Source organism: Streptococcus sp. CCH5-D3, from assembly GCF_001556435.1.
Lineage (GTDB): Bacteria > Bacillota > Bacilli > Lactobacillales > Streptococcaceae > Streptococcus.
Genome location: NZ_LSIW01000072.1, coordinates 19,269 through 40,629 on the forward strand (window position 1 = coordinate 19,269; position 21,361 = coordinate 40,629).

Below are 21,361 nucleotides of genomic sequence, written 5' to 3' on the forward strand. Positions count from 1 at the left end.
GATAATGATTCAATATATCATTAATATATGCTTCTTTATTTGATGAATCATAAGTCTTAGATGTTGAGTATTTTAGATAATGGATTTGATCTTTTGCAGATCTGGATTCTTCTTGTAGGTATGAATCTGTAATGGTAATTTTAAAGTTCTCGCTCTTACCTGTTAAATCAAGGCTTAGTGGAAAATTTGTAAATTCATCTGAGTAAAAAGCCATTTTATAAAAGTTGTACCTGTCACCTCTAAATGAATTTAAGTGAGGGAATTGTATATGGTAGATGCCATTCCAATAATTTCCATACTCTCTAATTTCGTAGTCATCGAAAAATTCCTGGATTCTTTCTTTGTTAGCAAAATCTTTATCAAAAGTAACAAAGGGCGTTTGCCAATCCCATAATGTAATTTGCCTTCATTTCCATAGATAAAATAACTTTGCATTTTTCCTGATTTAGGATTTTTCAACTGAAACTGGTACTCTCTAACACCATCTTTGACAGCTCCAGTTTGATATAGGGTATCCCCAGGGACTATCAAAAAAAGAAAATCTCTTAGATATAATTCGAAGTCGGCATCCATTGTTTTATCATGTAATCCAGGGAAACGCTGAATTATTTGTCTGTAATTCTCTGCATTCGAAAACCATTCTTCATCAAAACCCGGACCAACCTCAAAAACTTTACGGTCAAAATAGCGTTCATAACGGTCGAAAAAGTTTTCAGTAGAGGTCACCTGTCCAAATGGTAAAGTCATATTGGTATTATCTGTAAAAGTAATATGTAAGAAAAGTCTTCGGGGATCAATTCCTTTATCAATATAATGGCCGACCTTATAGGCAGACAAATCATCTGGAAAATCGTCTTTTCCGAAGTGTAGAACCTCAATCTCAATATCTTTGACAACTTTTCTTTGAGGTATTATCTTCTTGACACTGTAATGATAAGCCTTGTAATAGTAATTCTCCTTATCATAGAGGTAAGGCTTATAAGCTCTTTGGTAGGCATTATAGAGAAAAATTCCAAGGGTTACAAAAAGAAGCAGAGCTAAGGCTATTTTGAACTTTTTATTTATTTTATTAGTTAGCCTTGAGAAAAAGAGACTCAATTTACTAGGATTTTGTATCATGTCAAAACTCCCCATATATTTTATACTATTATATCATGAAAATCCTTATACCTAAGGCGTCTTCGTGTACTTTGTCACTGTTTTCCTTTATAATATAAGTATCACATTACAAGAGGAGACCTCATGAAATATATCGTAAATACATCAAACGATCCTGCCTATAATATTGCTTTGGAAGCCTATGCTTTTCGTGAATTGGTGAATGAAGATGAATTGTTCATTCTTTGGATTAACCGTCCAGCTATCATTGTTGGTAAACACCAAAATACCATTCAAGAGATTAACAAAGAATATACAGATGCTCATGGTATCAAGGTTGTTCGCCGTTTGTCTGGTGGTGGCGCTGTTTATCACGATTTGAATAACCTGAACTATACCATCATCTCTAATAAGGCAGATGAAGGTGCTTTTGACTTTAAGACTTTCTCTCAACCTGTAATCGCTACACTTGCTGATTTGGGAGTTAAAGCTGAATTTACTGGCCGTAATGACCTTGAAATCGATGGTAAAAAGTTCTGTGGAAATGCTCAAGCTTACTATAAAGGCCGTATGATGCACCATGGTTGCTTGCTTTTTGACGTTGATATGTCGGTTCTTGGTCAAGCCCTTAAAGTCAGCAAAGACAAAATCGAATCAAAAGGCGTTAAATCTGTACGTGCTCGTGTGACCAACATCGTCGACGAATTGCCAGAAAAAATCACTGTAAATGAATTCTCAGATAAAATCTTGGAAAAAATGAAAGAATTCTACCCAGAAATGACAGAATACGTCCTTTCTGAAAGCGAATTGGCTAAGATTCAAGATTCTTATGAGAAACAATTCAATACATGGGATTGGACTTATGGACAGTCACCAGAATACACAGTAGAACGTAATGTTCGTTACCCAGCTGGTAAGATCTCAACCTATGCCAACGTTGAAAATTCAATCATTAAATCTGTTAAGATTTACGGAGATTTCTTTGGTATCGGAGATGTATCAGATATTGAAGACTTGTTGGTTGGTGTACCTTACGAGTACGAAGATGTCTTGGCAAAACTTAAAACTATTGACACAACACATTATTTCTCACGTATGACAACCGAGGAGGTTGCAAAAGCTATCGTAGCTTAATCATTGTTTGAACAATCTGGAAAACTCCAGGTTGTTTTTTCTTGGGAAAAATCTTTCAAAGTGAAATAACGATATAGATATTTTCGCATTGGTTCTGGAAGTTAGTATCTGATTGACCTAGTGTGGTATTTTATATATTCAGATAGTAAACCTATAAAGCCTCTAAGAGAAAATATCCTATAACATCTTTCCGAAAAACTGTAATTTTCTTGAAAGAAAGATAAGGGTGTGATATACTTCTATTAAGTAATTTTGGAGAAAAAACAAATGAAACGTGAACTCTTACTCGAAAAAATTGAAGAATACAAATCTCTAATGCCGTGGTTTGTCTTGGAGTATTATCAGTCTAAACTATCGGTTCCATATTCTTTTACGACCTTATACGAATACCTTAAGGAATATAAACGCTTTTTTGACTGGTTGATTGACTCAGGTATTTCAGATGCTCATGATATTGCCTCAATTGACATCAAAACTCTGGAAAATCTAACTAAAAAAGACATGGAGTCATTTGTGCTCTATCTACGTGAACGTCCGTCCTTAAATACCTATTCCAAGAAAAAGGGGGTTTCTCAAACAACCATTAACCGTACGCTTTCAGCTCTATCTAGTCTCTATAAGTATTTAACTGAGGAGGTCGAGGGTCCTGACGGTGAGCCATATTTCTATCGTAACGTCATGAAAAAAGTTTCTACTAAGAAAAAGAAAGAAACTCTAGCTGCACGTGCTGAGAATATCAAGCAGAAACTCTTTCTAGGCGATGAAACCATGGAATTTCTTGATTATGTCGAAAATGAATACGAAGTTAAGCTCTCAAATCGCGCAAAATCTTCGTTTTATAAGAATAAAGAACGTGATTTAGCGATAATAGCCTTGCTACTGGCTTCAGGGGTTCGACTCTCTGAAGCTGTTAATCTAGACCTTAAAGATATCAATCTGAAAATGATGGTCATTGATGTTACTCGAAAAGGTGGCAAACGAGACTCAGTTAATGTAGCAAGTTTTGCAAAACCTTATCTTGAAAATTATCTTAGTATCCGTGATAAACGCTATAAGGCTGAAAAGCAAGACCTTGCCCTATTTTTAACGGAATATCGAGGGGTTCCAAACCGTATTGATGCTTCAAGTATCGAAAAAATGGTTGCCAAATATTCTCAGGATTTCAAGATACGTGTGACTCCCCATAAACTACGACACACTCTGGCAACACGTCTTTATGATGCTACCAAGTCTCAAGTTTTAGTTAGCCACCAACTTGGCCATGCTTCCACTCAGGTCACTGATCTTTATACTCATATCGTCAATGATGAGCAAAAAAACGCTCTAGATAATTTATAATTACCCTAGTCTAACCATTCCTATTTGGAGTGGTTATTTTTTAGTTAACATAAATTTAATTATGCTAAAATCATTTTATGACCATTCATAAACATAACTAAATTTATGTAAATATTACACACAAAAAACAAACTCTCCTTCATGGAAAGCTTGTTTTACTTATTAATAATCTTTAAGAGCTGATTCAACCTCAGCTTTTTCTTTTTCAATCAAGTCTACGCGTGCAGCAATTGTCTTAATTCCCATCAAGATATTACGTTCTAAGGCTTTATCACTTGTTTGTGGCTCGAAGAAAGCAATATATTGATCAAGACGTTCTTGTGTTTTAAAGATTCCAGCTGGGATATTAACAAAGCTATCAAAGCTCATATCGCCACCTAGAGCTGCCTTAATCCAATCCCAGTTATCTTTCGCCCAGTTCCAAACGGTTTCTTGTGCAAATGATTTGCTGAGGAAATTCATATACCATAGGTACAAATCTTGAGGTTTAACGACATGTTTGTCTTTAAGCTGACCTAGCACGTAGTCGAGACCTTCTTGGTTTTTAAGGTATGAAACTGCTTGAGTCAATTGACGACGGAAATTACTATCATTTGTTGTTACATATGCATTGACATAGTCTTCAACAAGAGTTAGACTGTTTTCTTGTTTCATTTGGTTAATGAGAACGAGACCACGGACACTTGCAGGGATGCTTTCAATGTTCTCTTTATGAGCTTGGAAAACACTTGCGGCCGCAAGGACTGCTGGTTGATAGTCTGCTTGAATCAAGTAGCTGAGAGCTGTTTGACGAACCATTTCGTCTTCATCTGATTCTCCATCTTTGGCATCGAAACCAAGACGCTCAAAGTCGTTTTGGAATTGACGACGTACTAAAGCCTTGTAATGCACTTCTGCTTCTGTATCCTCATCGATAAAGCGTTTCAAACCAGCGAGGATTTGAGACTTAGCTTGAGCAATCAAGAAGCTTTCTTCTTTTTCGACAAGATCAAGAAGAGCGACTAGGCTTGCATACGAGATACGGCCACTTTCAGCAAGAAGACGGCGTTCTTGCAAAATCTGAAGTTTACTTACAGTATCAAGGTTAGCAAATTCCTCTAAGAGGTGGTCCAAGAGTTCACCTTGATAATCTGTGATGTAATGTGCTGTATTTGCTGTATTAAGGCGAAGAGCTCCGTTATTTTCAGCAACAAGCTGGTTATAATTTGGAATCTCAATACGCTCTTCTGAGAGTGTGTCTGGGAGCCCCTTCCAGTTTGTGTTCAATGGAATCTCCCAAAGACGACCTTTATCTTCATGTTCACCAATGAAGAATTGTTTTTGACTAAGAATAAGAGTGTCGTCAACTACTTCTGCACTAACAACAGGGTAACCTGGCTGCTCCAACCAAGTATCCATGAAACTAGAGACATCTTTACCAGAAGCATCAGAGAGGGCATTCCAGAGATCTCGTCCAATAGTGTTGTTGTACTGATGTTTTTCGAAGTAAGCTTTAAGTCCTTTAGCAAAGGCTTCGTCACCTAACCAACGGCGAAGCATATGCATGAGACGGCTACCTTTAGCATAAACGATAGCACTATCAAAGAGGGTATTAATCTCATCTGGGTGATTGACTTCCATGTGGACAGACTGAACACCGTCTGTAGCATCACGTTGGAGGGCATGAGGCACACCAGTTGTTTGGAAATCTTCGAAGATATTCCAGCTAGGCTCAATGGCATCTACTGAAACATACTCCATCATATTGGCAAAACTTTCGTTAAGCCAGAGATCATCCCACCATTTCATTGTAACAAGGTTACCGAACCATTGGTGAGCCAATTCGTGGGCAACTACAAGGGCTACTTGTTGACGGCTTGCAGCTGAGCTATTTTCATCTACAAGAAGGTAAACTTCACGATAGGTAACAAGTCCCCAGTTTTCCATGGCACCTGCTGAGAAGTCAGGAAGTGCGAGATGGTATGACAATGGGATAGGATACTTGACTTGGAAGTAGTCTTCGTAGAAATCAATGACACGAACGGCAATATCAAGGGCAAAGTCAACGCTGTTTTCAGCTTGTGCAACTGTAGCGAAGACACCAACTTCAGTACCGTTTTGTGTTTTCGCTGTCTTACCTTGAAGAGCTCCAAAACCAAAGGCAAGGAGGTATGTAGACATACGAGGGGTTGTCTCAAAAGTCCAAACCCCAGTCTCTTCACGCAAATGGCTATTGATTTCAGGCATATTTGACAAAGCGATATCGCCTTCTTCAGCATCAAATTTCAATGAGAAATCAAAAGTAGCTTTAGCTTCTGGTTCATCAACAGATGGGAAGGCTTCACGCGCAAAATGAGATTCAAACTGCGTTGAAATAATTTCCTTTTTCTCACCATTGTAGGTGTAATATGATGGGTAAATCCCTGTCATATTATCTGTAATAAGACCAGAGAATTCAATGACAAGCGTCAAAACACCGGTCTCTGGAAGTTCAATATGGAAGGCTTCGTTAGCATCATCCATTTGGAAGCTTAACGATTCATTATCCAAGAGAACGGAACTAATGGTAAGGTCTTTTTGGTGAAGGGAGATATGGTTATCAAGGGCTTCACCTGTAATGGCAACATTCCCTGTAAAGGTCTTTTCAGAACGATTAATGTCCAAGAAAAGATTGTAATTTTCAGGGATGAAACTTTCGATAAAACGAGCAACAGATGCTGTCATACGTATATACTCCTAATCTAACTTTTCGCATCGAAACAGACTGACAAATGTTTCGATATTAGACTCTTTTACAAAAGAAAAGGGTCTGAATTATTCAATACAAACCCATTATAACATAGATTGGAAGCTTTGCCTACAGTTCAATGATTTTACCAGATTTGAGGTAGACAACCCACTCGCAGAGATTGCGGGCATAGTCACCGATACGTTCCAAATACATAAGTACTTGGAAATATTCTTTGGCAGCGAAGGCAGCATCTGGATTCTTACGAACACCTTCTACTGTCATGGCTTGAATATCACGGAAATAGTTATCAATGATTTCATCTGAAGCTGCGATTTCATAAGCGCGTCGTTCGTCACTGTTCAAGTAAACATCTAGAGCATCTTCGACCATGTGGCGGACTGCTTTCCCCATTTTCTTGATTTCAGCTTCAATTTCAGTTAGACGCTCTTCACCTTTAATGCGGATGGTTGCTTTAGCGATAGCAACGGCATGGTCACCCATACGCTCAACGTCGCTAGATGCTTTAAGTGCGGTGATAACTGTACGCAAATCACTTGATACAGGTTGCTGTAGAGCAATAATTTCAAGTGATTTTTTCTCAAGTTTGGTTTCGTAGTTATTGACGATTTCGTCATTTTCAATGACTTCCTTAGCCAAATCACGGTCATGGCTGATAAAGGCACGTACAGCTTTCTTAAGCTGAGCTGCAACCTCTGTACCCATAGCGTAAAATTGGTTGTGGAGTTTTTCTAATTCTTCTTCGAAGGGAGTTCGTAACATCATAATTTTTTTAGTAATCTGTCCTTTCTTAACCGAATTTACCGGTAATATAATCTTCAGTTTCTTTATGTTGTGGATTTAGGAACATGTCTTTCGTTGATGAATACTCGATGAGTTCTCCATCAAGGAAAAAGGCTGTTCGTTGTGAGATACGACTTGCCTGCTGCATAGAACGAGTGACTAGCAACAAGGTGTATTGTTCTTTAAGGTTATAGAGGGTTTCCTCAATCTTACCAGCGGATATAGGGTCGAGGGCCGACGTTGGTTCGTCAAGAAGGATGACCTTTGGAGATGTGGCTAGCACTCGTGCAATACAGACACGTTGTTGTTGCCCTCCTGAAAGTCCAAGTGCTGAATCATGGAGACGGTCTTTAACCTCTTCCCAGATTGAAGCACCCTTTAGTGATTCTTCTACTGCTTGATCAAGAACAGCCTTATCTTTGATACCATTGATACGAAGGCCATAAACCACGTTTTCATAGATTGACATTGGAAAAGGATTGGGTTGTTGGAAGACCATTCCGATTTCTTTACGGAGTTCAACGGTATCTGTTCGAGGACTGTAGACATTGTGACCGTTGTATGAAACAGCACCAGTAAGTGTCCATTCGGGATTTAAATCTCCCATTCGGTTGATAGAACGGAGCAGGGTTGATTTCCCGGATCCTGAAGGACCGATAAGGGCCGTGATTTCATTTGGATAGAAATCCATTGTCACATTATTGAGGGCTTTTTTCTTATTGAAATACACCGATAAATCATTAATTGAAATGATTGGTTCAGTCATAAGTGCTCCTTTCTATCCAAAGCGTCCTGATACATAGTCACTGGTTGACTGTAGGGCAGCATCTTGGAAGATTTTCTTGGTTTCATCATATTCGATAAGATCACCAAGGTAGAAGAATGCTGTATAATCACTAGCACGTGCTGCTTGTTGCATATTGTGCGTCACGATGATAATAGAGTAATCTTCCTTAAGTTCAAACATGGTCTCTTCGAGCTGCATAGTAGCTACAGGGTCCAATGAAGCTGCAGGTTCGTCCATGAGGAGAATCTGCGGTTTCACGGCAATAGCTCTTGCAATACAAAGACGTTGCTGCTGACCACCTGAGAGGGTGAAGGCAGATTTATGAAGGTCATCTTTAACTTGATCCCAAAGTCCAGCTTGCTTAAGTGATGTTTCAACAATCTCGTCCAAGGTTTGCTTATCTCTTACACCTTTACGTTCGTGAGCAAAGGTGATATTTCTGTAAATAGACTTGGCGAATGGATTTGGACGTTGGAAAACCATTCCAATATGTTTACGCATTTCATAAACATTGATATTACTTGCGTTAACATCAACTCCTTGATAAAGGATTTGTCCAGTAACCTTTGCAATATCAATCGTATCATTCATACGGTTTAGACTACGAAGAAAAGTTGATTTACCGCATCCTGAAGGCCCAATAAGAGCTGTGATTTTATTTTTCTCGAATTGCATGTCAATGCCTTTGATGGCTTCTTTTTGACCATAGTAGACATGCAAGTCTTTTGTTTCAAGAGCGAGCTCCTTCTCTGGGAAGGTGATAATATGACGCTCGTCCCAATTATATTTTGTCATAATAACTCCTTTAAGCGGATGTTAATTTCTTATGGAGGTAAGCTCCCAAACGACGTGCACCAAAGTTGAAAATCAGAATGAAAATCAAGAGCACTGCTGCTGAACCAGCAGATACTGCAGTGGCGTCAGGTGTCGTACCTTCTGAGTTGACCTTCCAGATGTGAACAGCAAGTGTCTCTGCTTGGCGGAAAATCGAAATTGGACTAGAGATGCTAAGCGGATTCCAGTCGCTCCAGTTAAGTGCTGGTGCAGATTGACCTGCTGTATAGATAAGCGCTGCTGCTTCTCCGAAAATACGACCAGAAGCAAGAACGATACCAGTAACTATACCAGGTAAGGCTTCTGGAACAACAACGTGACAGATAGTTTCCCATCGAGACAAACCTAGAGCTAGGCCAGCTTCACGTTGGGTATGGTGAACTGTGCGTAGACTATCTTCAACGGTACGAGTCATTTGTGGCAAGTTAAAGACAGTTAAGGCCAAGGCACCTGATAGGATTGAAAATCCATACTGAAATTGGACAACGAAAATCAAATAACCAAAGAGTCCGACCACCACTGAAGGTAGTGAAGATAGGATTTCAATACAGGTACGGACAAAGTTGGTAAGTCGTCCTTTTTTAGCATATTCTGATAAGAAGATGCCAGCACCCATTGAAAGAGGCACAGAAATAATCAAAGTAATAACCAATAGGAAGAATGAGTTGTAGAGTTGAACCCCAATTCCTCCACCAGCTTTGTAGGATGATGATCGACTAGTCAAGAAAGACCAGCTGATGTGTGGTATCCCGCGAACCAAGATATAGAGAATCAAGGCTGCCAGGATTGTTACAATAATGCCAGCAATCACATAAAGCGTGCTGATGGCAATTTTATCAATTTTTTTAGCGTTCATAATTTCTCTTTCTCTCACGGGTAATGAATTTCACCAACATATTGAAACCAAGACTCATCAATAAGAGCACCAGGGCGAGAGACCAAAGGACATTGTTTGAAACAGTACCCATAACTGTATTCCCGATTCCCATAGTCAAGACAGATGTCAATGTTGCTGCTGGTGTCGTTAAAGAAGTTGGAATCACGGCGGAATTTCCGACAACCATTTGGATGGCCAGGGCTTCACCAAAGGCACGGGCCATACCAAAGATAACGGCCGTGAAGATACCTGGTTTAGCTGCATTAAGTGTCACACGCCAAATCGTTTGCCAGCGTGTAGCCCCCATTGCTAGACTAGCTTCACGATAGTGACGAGGCACTGCACGAAGCGTATCTGTTGTCATAAAGGTTACGGTTGGTAGAATCATGACGAACAAGACAAAGGTACCTGAAAGAATACCAAAACCTGTTCCACCAAAAATTAAGCGAACAAATGGAACCACGACTTGGAGACCAATAAATCCATAAACAACGGATGGAATTCCGACCAAAAGTTCAATAGCGGGTTGTAGGAATTTAGCCCCTTTAGGAGAAATCTCAGTCATAAAGATGGCTGCTCCAATGGCAAATGGGGTTGCAACCAAGGCTGAAAGCAAAGTCACTACGAATGATCCCAAAATCATTGGTAGTGCCCCGAATTTGCCTTCAGATGGTGACCAATCACCACTAAAGAGAAACTCGACCAAGCTAACTTTATTGACAAAGAAAGTCGCCAGCCCTTTTTGAGCAACGAAAAGTAAAATCATCGCTACGATGAAAACAATCAAGGCCAGGCAAAGGAAAGTGATTGTTTTACCAAACTTCTCGAGGCGTGAATTTTTAGAGGGTGATGTTAATTGTTTCACCAATTCTTCATTTTTCATGCTTACTCCTCACTCTTCTTTGAGACTTTACCATCAGCATCCTTGGTAACTTTCATGCTATGGATGGAAATGTAACCCATTTTTGCGACGATGTTTTCTTGGACTTCGTCACTCATCATGTAATCTAAGAATTGTTTGGTATAGCTATCCGGTTTTCCCTTGGTATACATATGTTCGTAGGACCAAATCGGCCAATCGTTAGTTGCAACATTTTCAGCTTTGGGTTCAAATCCATTTAACTTCAATGTTTTAACAGAATCATCAAGGTAAGCAAATGATAGGTATGAAATAGCACCTGGTGTCTGTGCAACGATTGACTTAACCATACCGTTAGAATCTTGCTCTTGGGTACGGATTGGTGATTTACCATCCATAATCACTGCATCGAAAGTTGCGCGTGATCCTGAGCTAGCTGCACGGTTAATAATAGTAATCTCTAGGTCTTTACCACCAAGCTGTTTCCAGTTTGTGATTTCACCAGTGAAAATCTTACGCAGTTGTTCTGTTGTCAAGTTATCTACAGAGACTTCTTTGTTTGTAATAACTGCAATCCCAGCAACGGCAACTTGAAAGTCAACAAGCTTACTAGCATCAATTCCCGATTTTTCCTCGGCAAAAAGGTCACTGTTACCAATTTGAACGGCACCGGATTGTACTTGAGAAAGTCCAGTACCAGAACCGCCCCCCTGAACGTTAACGATATTGTCAGGGTTCTTTTCAGCAAACCCATCTGCTGCCGCCTCCACTAAAGGTTGAAGGGCCGTAGAACCAACTGCTGTAATGGACTGGCCACGGTCAATCCAAGAGGCACAGCCAGTTAAAACCAGCATGGCCATTGCCAGTGACAGAATCACTGCAAGGACTTTTGTTTTTTTCATTTTTGTCCTCCGACATTTTGTAACATAAGTAAGAAAGTGTCTCATAGATATGCTGTGAAAAGACACCTATCTAATTATAACAAGTATAGGATAACTAAGTCATATTAAAGTTTGGTTACAGGTTCTTAAATGTGAAATCTTAATCCTTTAGGATAGTAGTTTTTAACCGTATTTCCAACAACTTTAGCAAACCCAAAACCATTGCCGTCCACTAAAAGCTGATACCAACCGTTAGGATGTGTTTGATCTAGAGTAACCACATTACCAGAAACGTATTGGGCAAACTGGTCTTGAGTTAGCTCTATACTTGAAACAACTTCATCAGATGTTAAAGCAATTCCAAGAGCAAAACTTGGTTCGAAACGTTTTTTCTTGAAGACACCAAGATGCAAACCGTTACGAGCGATTTTAACTTTAGAAAGGTCTGGGAGCCCTTTTGGAAGCAGGTAGAGATTGTCCCCAAAAACTTGCAGTAAACCATCCAGTCTAGTTTTAAGGTGTTTTTTTGCAAAATCTTCCCAAAGTTGCTTCTGCTCCTTGTTTAGGTTAGATTTTCCCTCTTTGATACGTGTTTGCTCAGGCACGCGCTTATCCTGGAATTTTGCCACAAACTGGCCTTCACCTTTGAAATGGTGTGGATACATTCGAGCTGTTTCTGGAAAATCAATTCCATCACTCATGCCATTCAATTTAGGGATTGCCACCAATTCAAGATCAGGATTATTTTCTAAAATCCAAGCAACAACACCTTCATTTTCCTCAGGAGACCAGGTGCAGGTTGAGTAGATCAATTGTCCACCAGGAGCGAGCATTTTCAAACCGTCTGATAAGATGTCCTTCTGTAATTGTGCCAGTTCACTAGGATACTCCTTATGCCAATATTGGATTGCATCAGGATCCTTACGAAACATTCCTTCTCCTGAACATGGTCCATCAAAGACAATCGTATCAAAATAATTTTTGAAAACTTTGGCTAGTTTATCAGCTGACGTATTTGTCACAATAACATTTCTCGCTCCAAAACGCTCAATATTTTCAACCAGAATTTTGCTACGCTTTGGATTGATTTCATTGCTGACCAACAGTCCTGTATTATCTAGGTAACTAAGAAGATGAGTAGACTTTCCGCCTGGAGCAGCTGCCAAGTCTAAGACACGACTTCCCTTGGATGGAGCTGCCACTTGAGCAACCATTTGAGCAGCTGGTTCCTGAGAATAAACCAAACCAGTTGCATGGTCGGCAGATTTTCCGGAAATTTTACCGTAATGGCCCCAAGGTGTTTCAGGGATGGCATCAGGAAAGTCCTTCTGTTGCTTTTTCAAAGGGTTGGTACGGTAGGCGGATACGGCTTCTTGATCAAAAGATGCAAAGAAGTCCTCAGCTTCATCTCTAAGGAGGTTATTATATTTTTCTATAAAGTCTGATGGAAATTGCATAGTTTCCTTTCTATCAAAAAACTGGACTAACCAAGAGAACTTGCTGTTCTGATTTGTCCAGTATGGTTTTATGTTTCAAATTAATTTTCTGAGCCCATAATATGCTTGATTTCTTCAAGTCTGTCTTTAGGGACAAGCATCACAGCTTGACGACTAGAATAATCCAGTGGTTCTCCAGTAATGGTCTCAAGGTGATAACCCAATTTTTCCCCCATAATACTTGCTGCGGCATAGTCCCATGGGTAAATTACCGAAAAGTAAGCTAAAATTTGACCAGATAGGACTTTTGACATGCTTAAACCAGCACCACCGTAGACACGAACGCCCAAGGTCTTATCAATAAGGTCTTTTAAGCCGTGAAAATTTTTAGCATACATAGCTCCATTGCTAGCGACTAGGCAACGGTCTAAAGGTCGGTTTTTATATGCTGGAAGCAACTTGTCATTACAATACACATCAAACTGGCCACCACCATAGAAAAGTTGATCAGCCATGACGTTGTAAATGAGGCCAAATTTTCCTTGCCCCTCTTCATAGTAGGCAATCATAACACAAAAATTATCTTGTTGGACAATAAAATTGACCGTTCCATCAATAGGATCCAAGACCCAGACATTTCCATCTTTAATATTATGAACCAAGCCATTTTCTTCAGCGAAAATATTGTCTGAAGGGAAGGAGGATTTAATACGTGCCACGAGTAAATCTTGTGTTTGTTTGTCAATATTAGTTACTAAATCATCATAAGCCGTCTTTTCTTCGACCGTGATAGTTTTACTTAAACTTTCTTTAATAAAAGCACCGGCTTCTTTGATGATTTCTTTGGCGAAAATCAGTTTATTTTCCAAGTGATACAAATCCTTTATCTTTTGCTTTAGCAGCTTTGACAGCTTGATAGGTTGAAAAACCGCTAGCTTCTTCAAAGGCCTTGTCTAGTTGTTTTTCAGGCGCTTTGCCTGGAACAACGGTTTTAAATGCCTTATAGGCTTGCAAGAGTTGGTCACGGTCAACCTTGCTCTCGTATGCTTTTTCTACCTGACTCAAAAAATGAAGCACTGTGGTAATTTCCTCAGTGCTCCATGATGGATCGAGTGGGTAGGAATAATTTCCTTTAGTCATTGTTACCCTCAATTTCAGCTCGAATGGTCGCTTGGCGCAATTCTTGCTTTCTATAATCACGAGGCAAAAAGGCACGAATTTCATCTTCGTTGAAACCAATTTGCATGCGTTTGGTGTCCATAATGATAGGTCGACGAAGAAGATTTGGGTATTCAGAAATCAATTGAATGAGTTCCTTGATGGTCAAATCATCCACATCGATATTCAGCTTCTGAAAGACTTTTGAACGAGTTGAAATGATATCTTCAGTACCATTTTCCGTGTAAGACAAAATCTTCATTAACTCATCGTGAGTTAATGGGCTCGTGATAATATTGTGTTCGTCAAAAGCAACTTCATGATTGGTCAACCAGGCTCGTGCTTTCCTACAGCTAGTGCAGCTAGGTGATAAAAATAAAGTTACCACGCAAACACCCCTTTCACTTTAACATTCCTAATCATTATACATTATTTGATTAGTTTTGGCTACGCTTTCTTAAAATTTTTCCGCGATTTTTTTATCAGCCTCCAGTTGAGCACATAGTTCATCGATATTATTGAACTTAATCATATCACGGATATAATCCAGCCAAAAAACTTCAATTGTCTTTCCATAAATATCGCCTTCAAAATCAAAGATATTGGCTTCAAGACGAAGTTCTGTTCCCCCAAAGGTAACGTTTTTTCCTAGGCTAGTCATGGAACGATAACGTTTGCCATCAATTACAACTTCGGCGACATAGACACCGTCAGCTGGTAGAAAAGTCCTATCAATAGGTGCTAAATTTGCTGTTGGAAAACCAATGGTACGTCCACGGGCATCACCATGCACCACAATGCCACGTGTAGAGAATTCATGGCCAAGGAGTTTATTGGCTTCTTTAACCTTGCCTTCTCGTATTAATTGACGCACACGTGTTGACGAAATCTTTTCACCATCGCTTTGTTGCTCCTCAATGACATGAACATTACCAGAAAAATTACGGGCAAGATAGTCCGCATCTGTTCGATGATGTCCAAATTTGTAATCAAAGCCCACAACAACCTCTTGGGCTTTTAGACGTTTAATATAACGAGCAATGAAATCGTCTGAACTTGTTCGAGCAAAATCACTATTGAAATCTGTTAAATAAAGCTGATCAGTACCATAGGCTTTAAAAAGATCACAACGTCTCTGAGGTGCTGTGATATGAAGGAGGAGATCATCCGTATACCTTTGAAAAGTCAATTGAGGGCTCTCATTAAAGGTAAGGACAGTTACTTCAAGCTGTTTTTCATCAGCAATCTGGCGCGCCTTATCAAAAAGGACCTTATGACCACGGTGAAGAGCATCGAAATACCCTAAGACAAGAACCGTTTCCTTTTCCTGATGGATATCTTTATAATCATTAATAGAAGTTACTTTCATTGACTTAATACTTTTCTAGGTTTATAAACTTGATTTCGCTTTTCCATGATGGCTAGAACCTTGTCTCCTAAAAAGGCCGCAACTAAGGGTTCTTGGCTATCGATAGTAATAAAGCGACCAAATGAAATTTCTTTAGCATCATCCTCAGTGACTTGAACAGCTGGTAGGTCCTGAACACCAAATTCGATGGGAAGGAGGAAGGAAGTATCCCCCGCTTCTACCATTTCTGAAATTTGTGAGAGTGTTAGTGCCTTATCTAAGGTTAGACCAGCTGAGGCTGTTCGACGAAGAGCAGACATATGACTCGCGTATCCGAGTTTAGCACCCAAATCGACAGATAAAGTACGGACATAAGTCCCCTTGCTACAAGCAACACGGAAGGTGAATTTTGCGGTATTGTGCTCCAATTCAATAGGAGAGGTACGGACAAATTCGGAAATTGTCACTTGACGTTGTGGACGCTCTACTTCTTCTCCAGCGCGTGCGTACTCATAAAGTTTCTTTCCGTTGACCTTAACCGCTGAATACATAGGAGGAATTTGTGTGATTTCTCCCTCAAAACTAGCCATTGCCATATCGACGGTTTCTTCATCTAACTCTGTAACCGGAGTTGTTTGAACGACATCTCCACTAGTATCCTCGGTAGTTGTTGAAAATCCAATGGTAATTTCACCCTCGTAGACCTTTCCTGCTTCAGTCATGTACTCAATAACACGAGTCGCTTTTCCAACCGCTATAGGTAAAACACCAGTAACATCTGGATCAAGGGTACCTCCATGTCCGATTTTTTTCTCTTGTAATATTTTACGTAGTTTAAATACAGCATCATGACTGGTCATTCCAGCCTCTTTTTTGAGATTAATAATTCCTGAAATCATACTTTTAATTATATCAAAAGCAATCCTAAAGAGCTAGGTAGAAACATAAAGAGGCAGAGAGCAAAGTCTCAAACCTCTTAAGTATTATAGTCATAAGCAATCGCAGGTCTGCTAGCTTTTTTAATCGATATCTCTATTAAGGTCGCTTTCCAATTCAAAGAAAGGCTGAATATCCTGCACATATTCTAGGACACCCTGAAAGTCTCCCTTGTCATCTCTAACAGCTGCATAGGTAACATAAACGAATTTCCCTAAACGTTCAGATTTGAACCACATTGGAACTTGGTCACGCTCCCCACTCTTCAGTAATTCAAAGATTTTCTTGACCTTATCAAGCACTTTTGGCGGATGACAAAGTTCAACGTTTCGTCCAATTTGGCTAGGTGTTCGTTTAAAAACCATTTCATTGGCGGGAACATTATCATTATAGTACTGGAAAATATCGTCTTTATTGACGAAAGTGATTTCCAAAGGAAGATGGTTGAGAATGAGATTGGCCTGCTCCACAGAAAGATAACCATTGCCAAAAGGCTGAGTCGTTTCTCTATCTACGACAGTTTCATTTTTTGGTTTTGGAGTGAAGCTGATGGTGAACTGCCCTTCGGGAGTGTCGATAATTCGGGTATTGTCCAGATGTTCGTCACTACTTAGTTCAGATTGTTCTTGCGATGTATCAGCATTTACCTCCTCAAAACGTTCATGCTTAGGTTTCCAGATAGCTGTAGGTTTTATTATTGCATAGCCATAGGCATCGCTTTCTTCGGCAATCGAAAGCCAATCGTCTTGCGTGAAGGTTTCAAGCAGAATCATAAGTAAGATAGCCTCTTCTTTGAAAATCATGGCTTCAAACTCTTCTGAGAATGCTTCGAAAGACTTTGAAAATTCTTCTAAATCAGCATCTGGAAGTTCTTTTAGTTTAGATTCTGCCGCTCTAAAAAGTTTTCGGATGTCATCGTCTACTCCCCACATCACTTTTGGAGGGGAGTCATGGCCGTAACGCTCCATTATTGGAAAGAAAAGCTTTTCTTTACGAGTATAATGATTATGGAATTGACCAAGTAGAGTCATCTGATGCTTAAGTCCATTGAACAAGTCAGATTTAAAATCTTCATTTTCAGGCTTACTAATATTTTCTATGATACGTCGGATACGGAGAATAGCTGAACGTAGGGCTAAATTCTCTTGTTTAAACACATAGACAGGGTGGCCCTCTTGATCAGTGTCTGCCACTTCCACATCTGCAATAGCACCTTTAAAGAGGTTTGCGTGGACATTACAGAGGCTCATTACGTCTTCAAAGGTAACCCCATCTTCTGATGACATCAATTCATGCTCCATCATAGAGATTTCGAGGGCAGATACTCCCTTGAAGTGTTGATTGAAGCGCTCTTGAACACTCTCAGGACTGGCTCCATGGTGCAAATCTAGTAGAATTTCTTTGAGTATTTGAATACGATTATCTTCCATATCAGTCACCAATTACGTTATAACCATTGCACAGTAAGGTTTGCTTAATTTTTTCTAAGGGAATATTTGCTAACTTAGATCCAGCCTTTAGACTTGTTACCTTACCGACAGTATTTAGCATAGCTGGGTTAGACAAGGGCTTGAAACCGAGATCAATCAGTAATTCCTTAACCTCTGGATGCTCTTTAATGATTGTTGCAACAGGTTGTGATAAATCTATAGTGTTGGTAGTCATAATGACCTCCTATTAACATATTTACTACTTCCATTATACACGAGAATAATGAAAAAAAACCAACAAATCTTAGTTTGCTGGCTTTTGATTAATTTCCAAATAGAGCTTCTGTGACATTATGCTGGATATTTTCCCACTCCTGCTCTGCCCTCACCATCTTACGGTGGTAATCAGCACGCCCACGCAAGTAGGCAGCAATTTGATAATCTTGCTTCACAATTGGTATCTCAGGAATTTTGATATCCAAGAGGTCAGCTGTCGACAAATTTAGGACAGCCTTTCCTTTATCAGCATAGTCTAAATAGGCACGACCAATCTCTGTCTCAAGGAAAAACTTGATGTAGAAACCACGGAGTTTTTCCTTAGGTCGTAATACTGTGATATTTGATGAGGCGACAACTTCTCGCTTGCCCTGATCTTCGAAAACAGCAACTTTTTGTACAGTTCCCTTAGAAGCAATAAGAACATCCCCATCTTCTAAGAGAAATCGTAATAATTTCCGGCGTTCTTCAGAAAACGTCTTTAGGTCATCGTAGGCAATGCCGTTGGGTGTCATATCCGATAGATTAATGACAGAAAATTCGCCAGGTTCTGCCTTAGCAGGGACAGCTTTCCCTTTAAATTGATCGACAACATCGCCTAAACGAACAAGTTTGTCTGTATTAGCTTCGTAATCGATAATCAGTTGAGGTCTTTCTTTTTCAGACATTGAATCTCCTTTTTTATATTTTACTATCCATATTGAGTATTGCTATACAATAATAGCAAGAAGCTAATACTTTTGCAAGTAAAAACTGTAAGAAAGGCAAAAATAAAAAAGAGACCTGAGCCTCATTTTATAAGCTTTTAACCGCTGCTACTGCTGCTTCATAGTTTGGATCAGTATTGATATTGTCCAAATATTCGACATAAGTAATCTTATTGTCAGCATCTGCCACTAAAACTGCACGTGCTAACAAGTGCCATTCTTCAATGAGGACACCATAATCTTTACCGAAACTATTATCATAGTAGTCAGAAAGCATGATGGCATTTTCAAGTCCTTCAGCACCACACCAACGAGCTTGTGCAAATGGTAGGTCCACTGAAATAGTAATAACTACTGTATCGTCTAATTCTGACAATTCCTTATTAAAGGTACGTGTTTGAGTTGAACAGATACCAGTATCGATTGATGGAACGATAGAGATAACTTTTTTCTTTCCATCGAATTCTGAAAGTGATTTTTTCGTCAAATCTGTCGCGGTCAAGTTAAAGTCACGCAAGGTATCTCCAACTTGAAGTTGTTTGTCTTCTGCTACCGTAACTGGTTTTCCAATAAATTTTGGCATGTTAGTCCTCCAATACTTTTTTAACTATTGTACTGTAAATATAGCAATAAGCCTAAGCATTTGTTTAGAACTTTTCAAACAGTAGTCTAATTTTTTCAGCAATAACTGCATTAATTGCAGGAATAACCTCATCCGCAAAGTTTTTTAGGTAGGGATAATCACCAATTTGCACTCCATATATAGCATTTTTGAAAAGAGAAATATCATTTTGATCATTTCCAAAAGCTACAAAGTCTTTACCAAAGTGGTTTAAAACAGTACTAGCCTTGGTTACACCTTTAGGATTAATGTAAAGACACCTTTCGATATCATGATAACTAAGGTCTAAACATTCCAGTTTGTTTAGATTAAAGATAAAGTCTTCACGTATATCTTCATGCTCTACAAGTGGAATAACAACTTTGATAGGCTCATTAAGTTCATGAACAGGCAAAATTCTTGCTTTGTTTAATGGATCAACATTTGAAAGAAAAGGGATTTGCTCAGGATTTTGAATAGCATAATTAAAGGTATCATCAATAAAATAAGGGAGATTATAAGTATCACAGTAACTAACAATCATTCTTAGACCAGAAGAAGGTATTGTGTATTGTGATACTAAGTGTTCATCTTGAAAGACTTCACCACCGTTTAAGCCAACTACTGTCAGCTTTCTCAATTCTCCTTCTAAAATACTAAGACAGTCTCTGTAAGAGCGTGCTGTTGCAAAAATAATTTCATGCCCGTATTTTGGTGCAGTTAAAAGAACCTTTTGTAGGTCTTTTGACATGGTCATACCATCAAAACATAGGGTTCCATCCAAATCAAAAACAAATTTCATAGGGATAGTATAACAAAAAACCAGCTAAAGAGCTGGCTAAATCATTTTGTATTGAAATACTTAGATTTTATCAAGAGCTAGTTTTAAATCTTCAATCAAATCATCTGCGTTTTCCAAACCAACTGAGATACGAATTTGATTTGGAGTGACGCCACAAGCTAGTAAATCAGCTTCTGCCAATTGTTGGTGAGTTGTTGTTGCAGGGTGCACCACCAAAGATTTTGCGTCAGCAACGTTGGCTAAATCTGAGAAGATTTCAAGATTATCAATAACAGTACGTGCTTCGTCTTGTCCACCTTTAACATGGAAAGTGAAAATAGAACCTGGTCCTTTAGGGAAGTATTTTTGTGCCAAATCATAGTAAGGACTTGATGGTAATCCAGGATAGTTAACTTTTTCAACTTTTGGATGATTTTCCAAAAAGTCTACGATTTTTTTAGTATTTTCGACGTGGCGTTCGACACGAAGTGAAAGTGTTTCAAGTCCTTGCAAGAGCAAGAAAGCATTGAAAGGTGCCAAGGCAGCCCCTGTGTCACGCAAAAGTTGTGTACGAAGGGCAGTTACAAATGCTGCTGGACCAACATCACGCGTATAGCTGATATTGTGGTAAGATGGGTCCTCGTCAACCAACTGTGGGAATTTGCCTGAAGCTTCCCAGTCAAATTTACCAGAATCGACGATAAGACCTCCAATAGTTGTTCCATGTCCACCGATAAACTTAGTTGCAGAATGAACCACGATATCTACACCATGGGAGATAACATTGATGAGATATGGAGTTCCAAAAGTATTGTCAGCAACCAATGGAATCTTATGACTGTGAGCAATCTCAGCAATTTTTTCAAAATCAGGAATATTGATAAGCGGATTTCCCAAAGACTCAATCAAGACAAGCTTGGTATTATCTTTGATAGCGGTTTCAATTTCTTCAGGATTGTCAACATCTACAAAAGTTGTTGTGATACCATAGCGTGGAAGAGTTTCTTTTAAGAGATTGAATGTCCCACCATAGAGGGTTGTCGCGGCAACAACGTGATCGCCAGCATGTGCCAAACCAAGGATAGCATAGGTGATTGCAGCCATACCTGATGCCGTAGCCAAGGCACCAACACCACCTTCGAGGGCTGCAATACGTTCTTCAAGTACTGCTACTGTTGGATTGGTAATCCGTGTGTAAATATTACCAGGCTTTCTAAGGGCAAAGAGATCTTCACCTTCTTGAGCGTCGTCAAAAACATATGAAGTGGTTTGGTAAATTGGAACAGCACGTGATTTTGTTTCCTTGTCAGGTGTTTGTCCAGCGTGTAATTGTAAGGTTTCAAATGAAAATTCTCGTGACATATGGGTG

The 21,361-nt window shown here is 39.3% G+C and carries 22 protein-coding genes; 2 read left to right on the top strand and 20 right to left on the bottom strand.

Annotation, left to right across the window (positions count from 1 at the left end; all coding sequences use genetic code 11):
• Positions 1-249: 249 nt before the first annotated feature.
• On the bottom strand, positions 250-1,119 hold the full coding sequence (locus AX662_RS10335; protein WP_231728413.1) for a hypothetical protein: 870 nt from the start codon (positions 1,117-1,119) through the stop codon (positions 250-252).
• Positions 1,120-1,242: 123 nt separating this feature from the next.
• Here AX662_RS10335 and AX662_RS04845 point away from each other — a divergent pair, with 123 nt between their 5' ends.
• Positions 1,243-2,232 (top strand): lipoate--protein ligase, encoded by a 990-nt coding sequence (locus AX662_RS04845; protein ID WP_049545534.1) that lies wholly within the window; start codon positions 1,243-1,245, stop codon positions 2,230-2,232.
• Positions 2,233-2,499: 267 nt separating this feature from the next.
• Positions 2,500-3,570, top strand: a complete 1,071-nt coding sequence (xerS, locus tag AX662_RS04850; protein WP_060971771.1) for a tyrosine recombinase XerS — start codon at positions 2,500-2,502, stop codon at positions 3,568-3,570.
• Between the two features lie 162 nt (positions 3,571-3,732).
• On the opposite strand, the gene AX662_RS04855 is transcribed toward xerS, so the two are convergent.
• From AX662_RS04855 to AX662_RS04945, 19 genes are all read right to left on the bottom strand, one after another.
• Positions 3,733-6,273: a M1 family metallopeptidase gene (locus AX662_RS04855; protein WP_060971772.1), complete on the bottom strand. Its 2,541-nt coding sequence runs from the start codon at positions 6,271-6,273 to the stop codon at positions 3,733-3,735.
• A gap of 133 nt (positions 6,274-6,406) precedes the next feature.
• On the bottom strand, positions 6,407-7,060 hold the full coding sequence (gene phoU / locus AX662_RS04860) for a phosphate signaling complex protein PhoU (RefSeq protein WP_004182526.1): 654 nt from the start codon (positions 7,058-7,060) through the stop codon (positions 6,407-6,409).
• 28 nt (positions 7,061-7,088) lie between these two features.
• Entirely contained in the window at positions 7,089-7,847 is a 759-nt protein-coding gene (pstB, locus tag AX662_RS04865) for a phosphate ABC transporter ATP-binding protein PstB (protein WP_002890956.1), read from the bottom strand.
• Positions 7,848-7,859: 12 nt separating this feature from the next.
• Positions 7,860-8,663 carry a phosphate ABC transporter ATP-binding protein PstB gene (pstB, locus tag AX662_RS04870; RefSeq protein WP_002890957.1) on the bottom strand — a complete coding sequence of 268 codons (804 nt, stop codon included), beginning with the start codon at positions 8,661-8,663 and terminating at the stop codon, positions 7,860-7,862.
• A 10-nt stretch (positions 8,664-8,673) separates the two neighbouring features.
• Positions 8,674-9,558, bottom strand: coding sequence for a phosphate ABC transporter permease PstA (gene pstA, locus AX662_RS04875; RefSeq protein WP_013990602.1), 885 nt, complete (start codon positions 9,556-9,558; stop codon positions 8,674-8,676).
• On the bottom strand, positions 9,548-10,462 hold the full coding sequence (pstC, locus tag AX662_RS04880; RefSeq protein ID WP_002890959.1) for a phosphate ABC transporter permease subunit PstC: 915 nt from the start codon (positions 10,460-10,462) through the stop codon (positions 9,548-9,550). Before pstC ends, pstA begins: the two co-directional genes overlap by 11 nt.
• Positions 10,463-10,464: 2 nt before the next feature.
• Positions 10,465-11,340 (bottom strand): phosphate ABC transporter substrate-binding protein PstS family protein, encoded by an 876-nt coding sequence (locus AX662_RS04885; protein WP_060971773.1) that lies wholly within the window; start codon positions 11,338-11,340, stop codon positions 10,465-10,467.
• Between the two features lie 125 nt (positions 11,341-11,465).
• On the bottom strand, positions 11,466-12,776 hold the full coding sequence (locus AX662_RS04890) for an RsmF rRNA methyltransferase first C-terminal domain-containing protein (RefSeq protein WP_002890962.1): 1,311 nt from the start codon (positions 12,774-12,776) through the stop codon (positions 11,466-11,468).
• An 80-nt stretch (positions 12,777-12,856) separates the two neighbouring features.
• Positions 12,857-13,624, bottom strand: a complete 768-nt coding sequence (locus AX662_RS04895) for an inositol monophosphatase family protein (RefSeq protein ID WP_048790298.1) — start codon at positions 13,622-13,624, stop codon at positions 12,857-12,859.
• Entirely contained in the window at positions 13,614-13,895 is a 282-nt protein-coding gene (locus tag AX662_RS04900; protein WP_004182521.1) for a UPF0223 family protein, read from the bottom strand. The genes AX662_RS04895 and AX662_RS04900 overlap by 11 nt, the downstream gene beginning before the upstream one ends.
• On the bottom strand, positions 13,888-14,301 hold the full coding sequence (locus AX662_RS04905) for a Spx/MgsR family RNA polymerase-binding regulatory protein (protein WP_002890965.1): 414 nt from the start codon (positions 14,299-14,301) through the stop codon (positions 13,888-13,890). The genes AX662_RS04900 and AX662_RS04905 overlap by 8 nt, the downstream gene beginning before the upstream one ends.
• 69 nt (positions 14,302-14,370) lie before the next feature.
• Positions 14,371-15,282 (bottom strand): bifunctional riboflavin kinase/FAD synthetase, encoded by a 912-nt coding sequence (locus tag AX662_RS04910; RefSeq protein ID WP_060971774.1) that lies wholly within the window; start codon positions 15,280-15,282, stop codon positions 14,371-14,373.
• Positions 15,279-16,160: a tRNA pseudouridine(55) synthase TruB gene (gene truB, locus AX662_RS04915; RefSeq protein ID WP_060971775.1), complete on the bottom strand. Its 882-nt coding sequence runs from the start codon at positions 16,158-16,160 to the stop codon at positions 15,279-15,281. The genes AX662_RS04910 and truB overlap by 4 nt, the downstream gene beginning before the upstream one ends.
• A gap of 120 nt (positions 16,161-16,280) precedes the next feature.
• Positions 16,281-17,627: a DUF438 domain-containing protein gene (locus AX662_RS04920; RefSeq protein WP_060971776.1), complete on the bottom strand. Its 1,347-nt coding sequence runs from the start codon at positions 17,625-17,627 to the stop codon at positions 16,281-16,283.
• A gap of 1 nt (position 17,628) precedes the next feature.
• Positions 17,629-17,862 carry a DUF1858 domain-containing protein gene (locus AX662_RS04925; RefSeq protein ID WP_060971777.1) on the bottom strand — a complete coding sequence of 78 codons (234 nt, stop codon included), beginning with the start codon at positions 17,860-17,862 and terminating at the stop codon, positions 17,629-17,631.
• A gap of 88 nt (positions 17,863-17,950) precedes the next feature.
• Positions 17,951-18,571, bottom strand: coding sequence for a restriction endonuclease subunit S (locus tag AX662_RS04930; protein ID WP_037599843.1), 621 nt, complete (start codon positions 18,569-18,571; stop codon positions 17,951-17,953).
• Between the two features lie 127 nt (positions 18,572-18,698).
• On the bottom strand, positions 18,699-19,193 hold the full coding sequence (gene tpx, locus AX662_RS04935) for a thiol peroxidase (protein WP_037599845.1): 495 nt from the start codon (positions 19,191-19,193) through the stop codon (positions 18,699-18,701).
• A 64-nt stretch (positions 19,194-19,257) separates the two neighbouring features.
• A complete protein-coding gene (locus tag AX662_RS04940) occupies positions 19,258-20,013 on the bottom strand; it encodes an HAD hydrolase family protein (RefSeq protein ID WP_060971778.1) in 756 nt (251 codons plus the stop codon).
• A gap of 60 nt (positions 20,014-20,073) precedes the next feature.
• A complete protein-coding gene (locus tag AX662_RS04945; protein ID WP_060971779.1) occupies positions 20,074-21,354 on the bottom strand; it encodes an O-acetylhomoserine aminocarboxypropyltransferase/cysteine synthase family protein in 1,281 nt (426 codons plus the stop codon).
• Between the last annotated feature and the right edge of the window lie 7 nt (positions 21,355-21,361).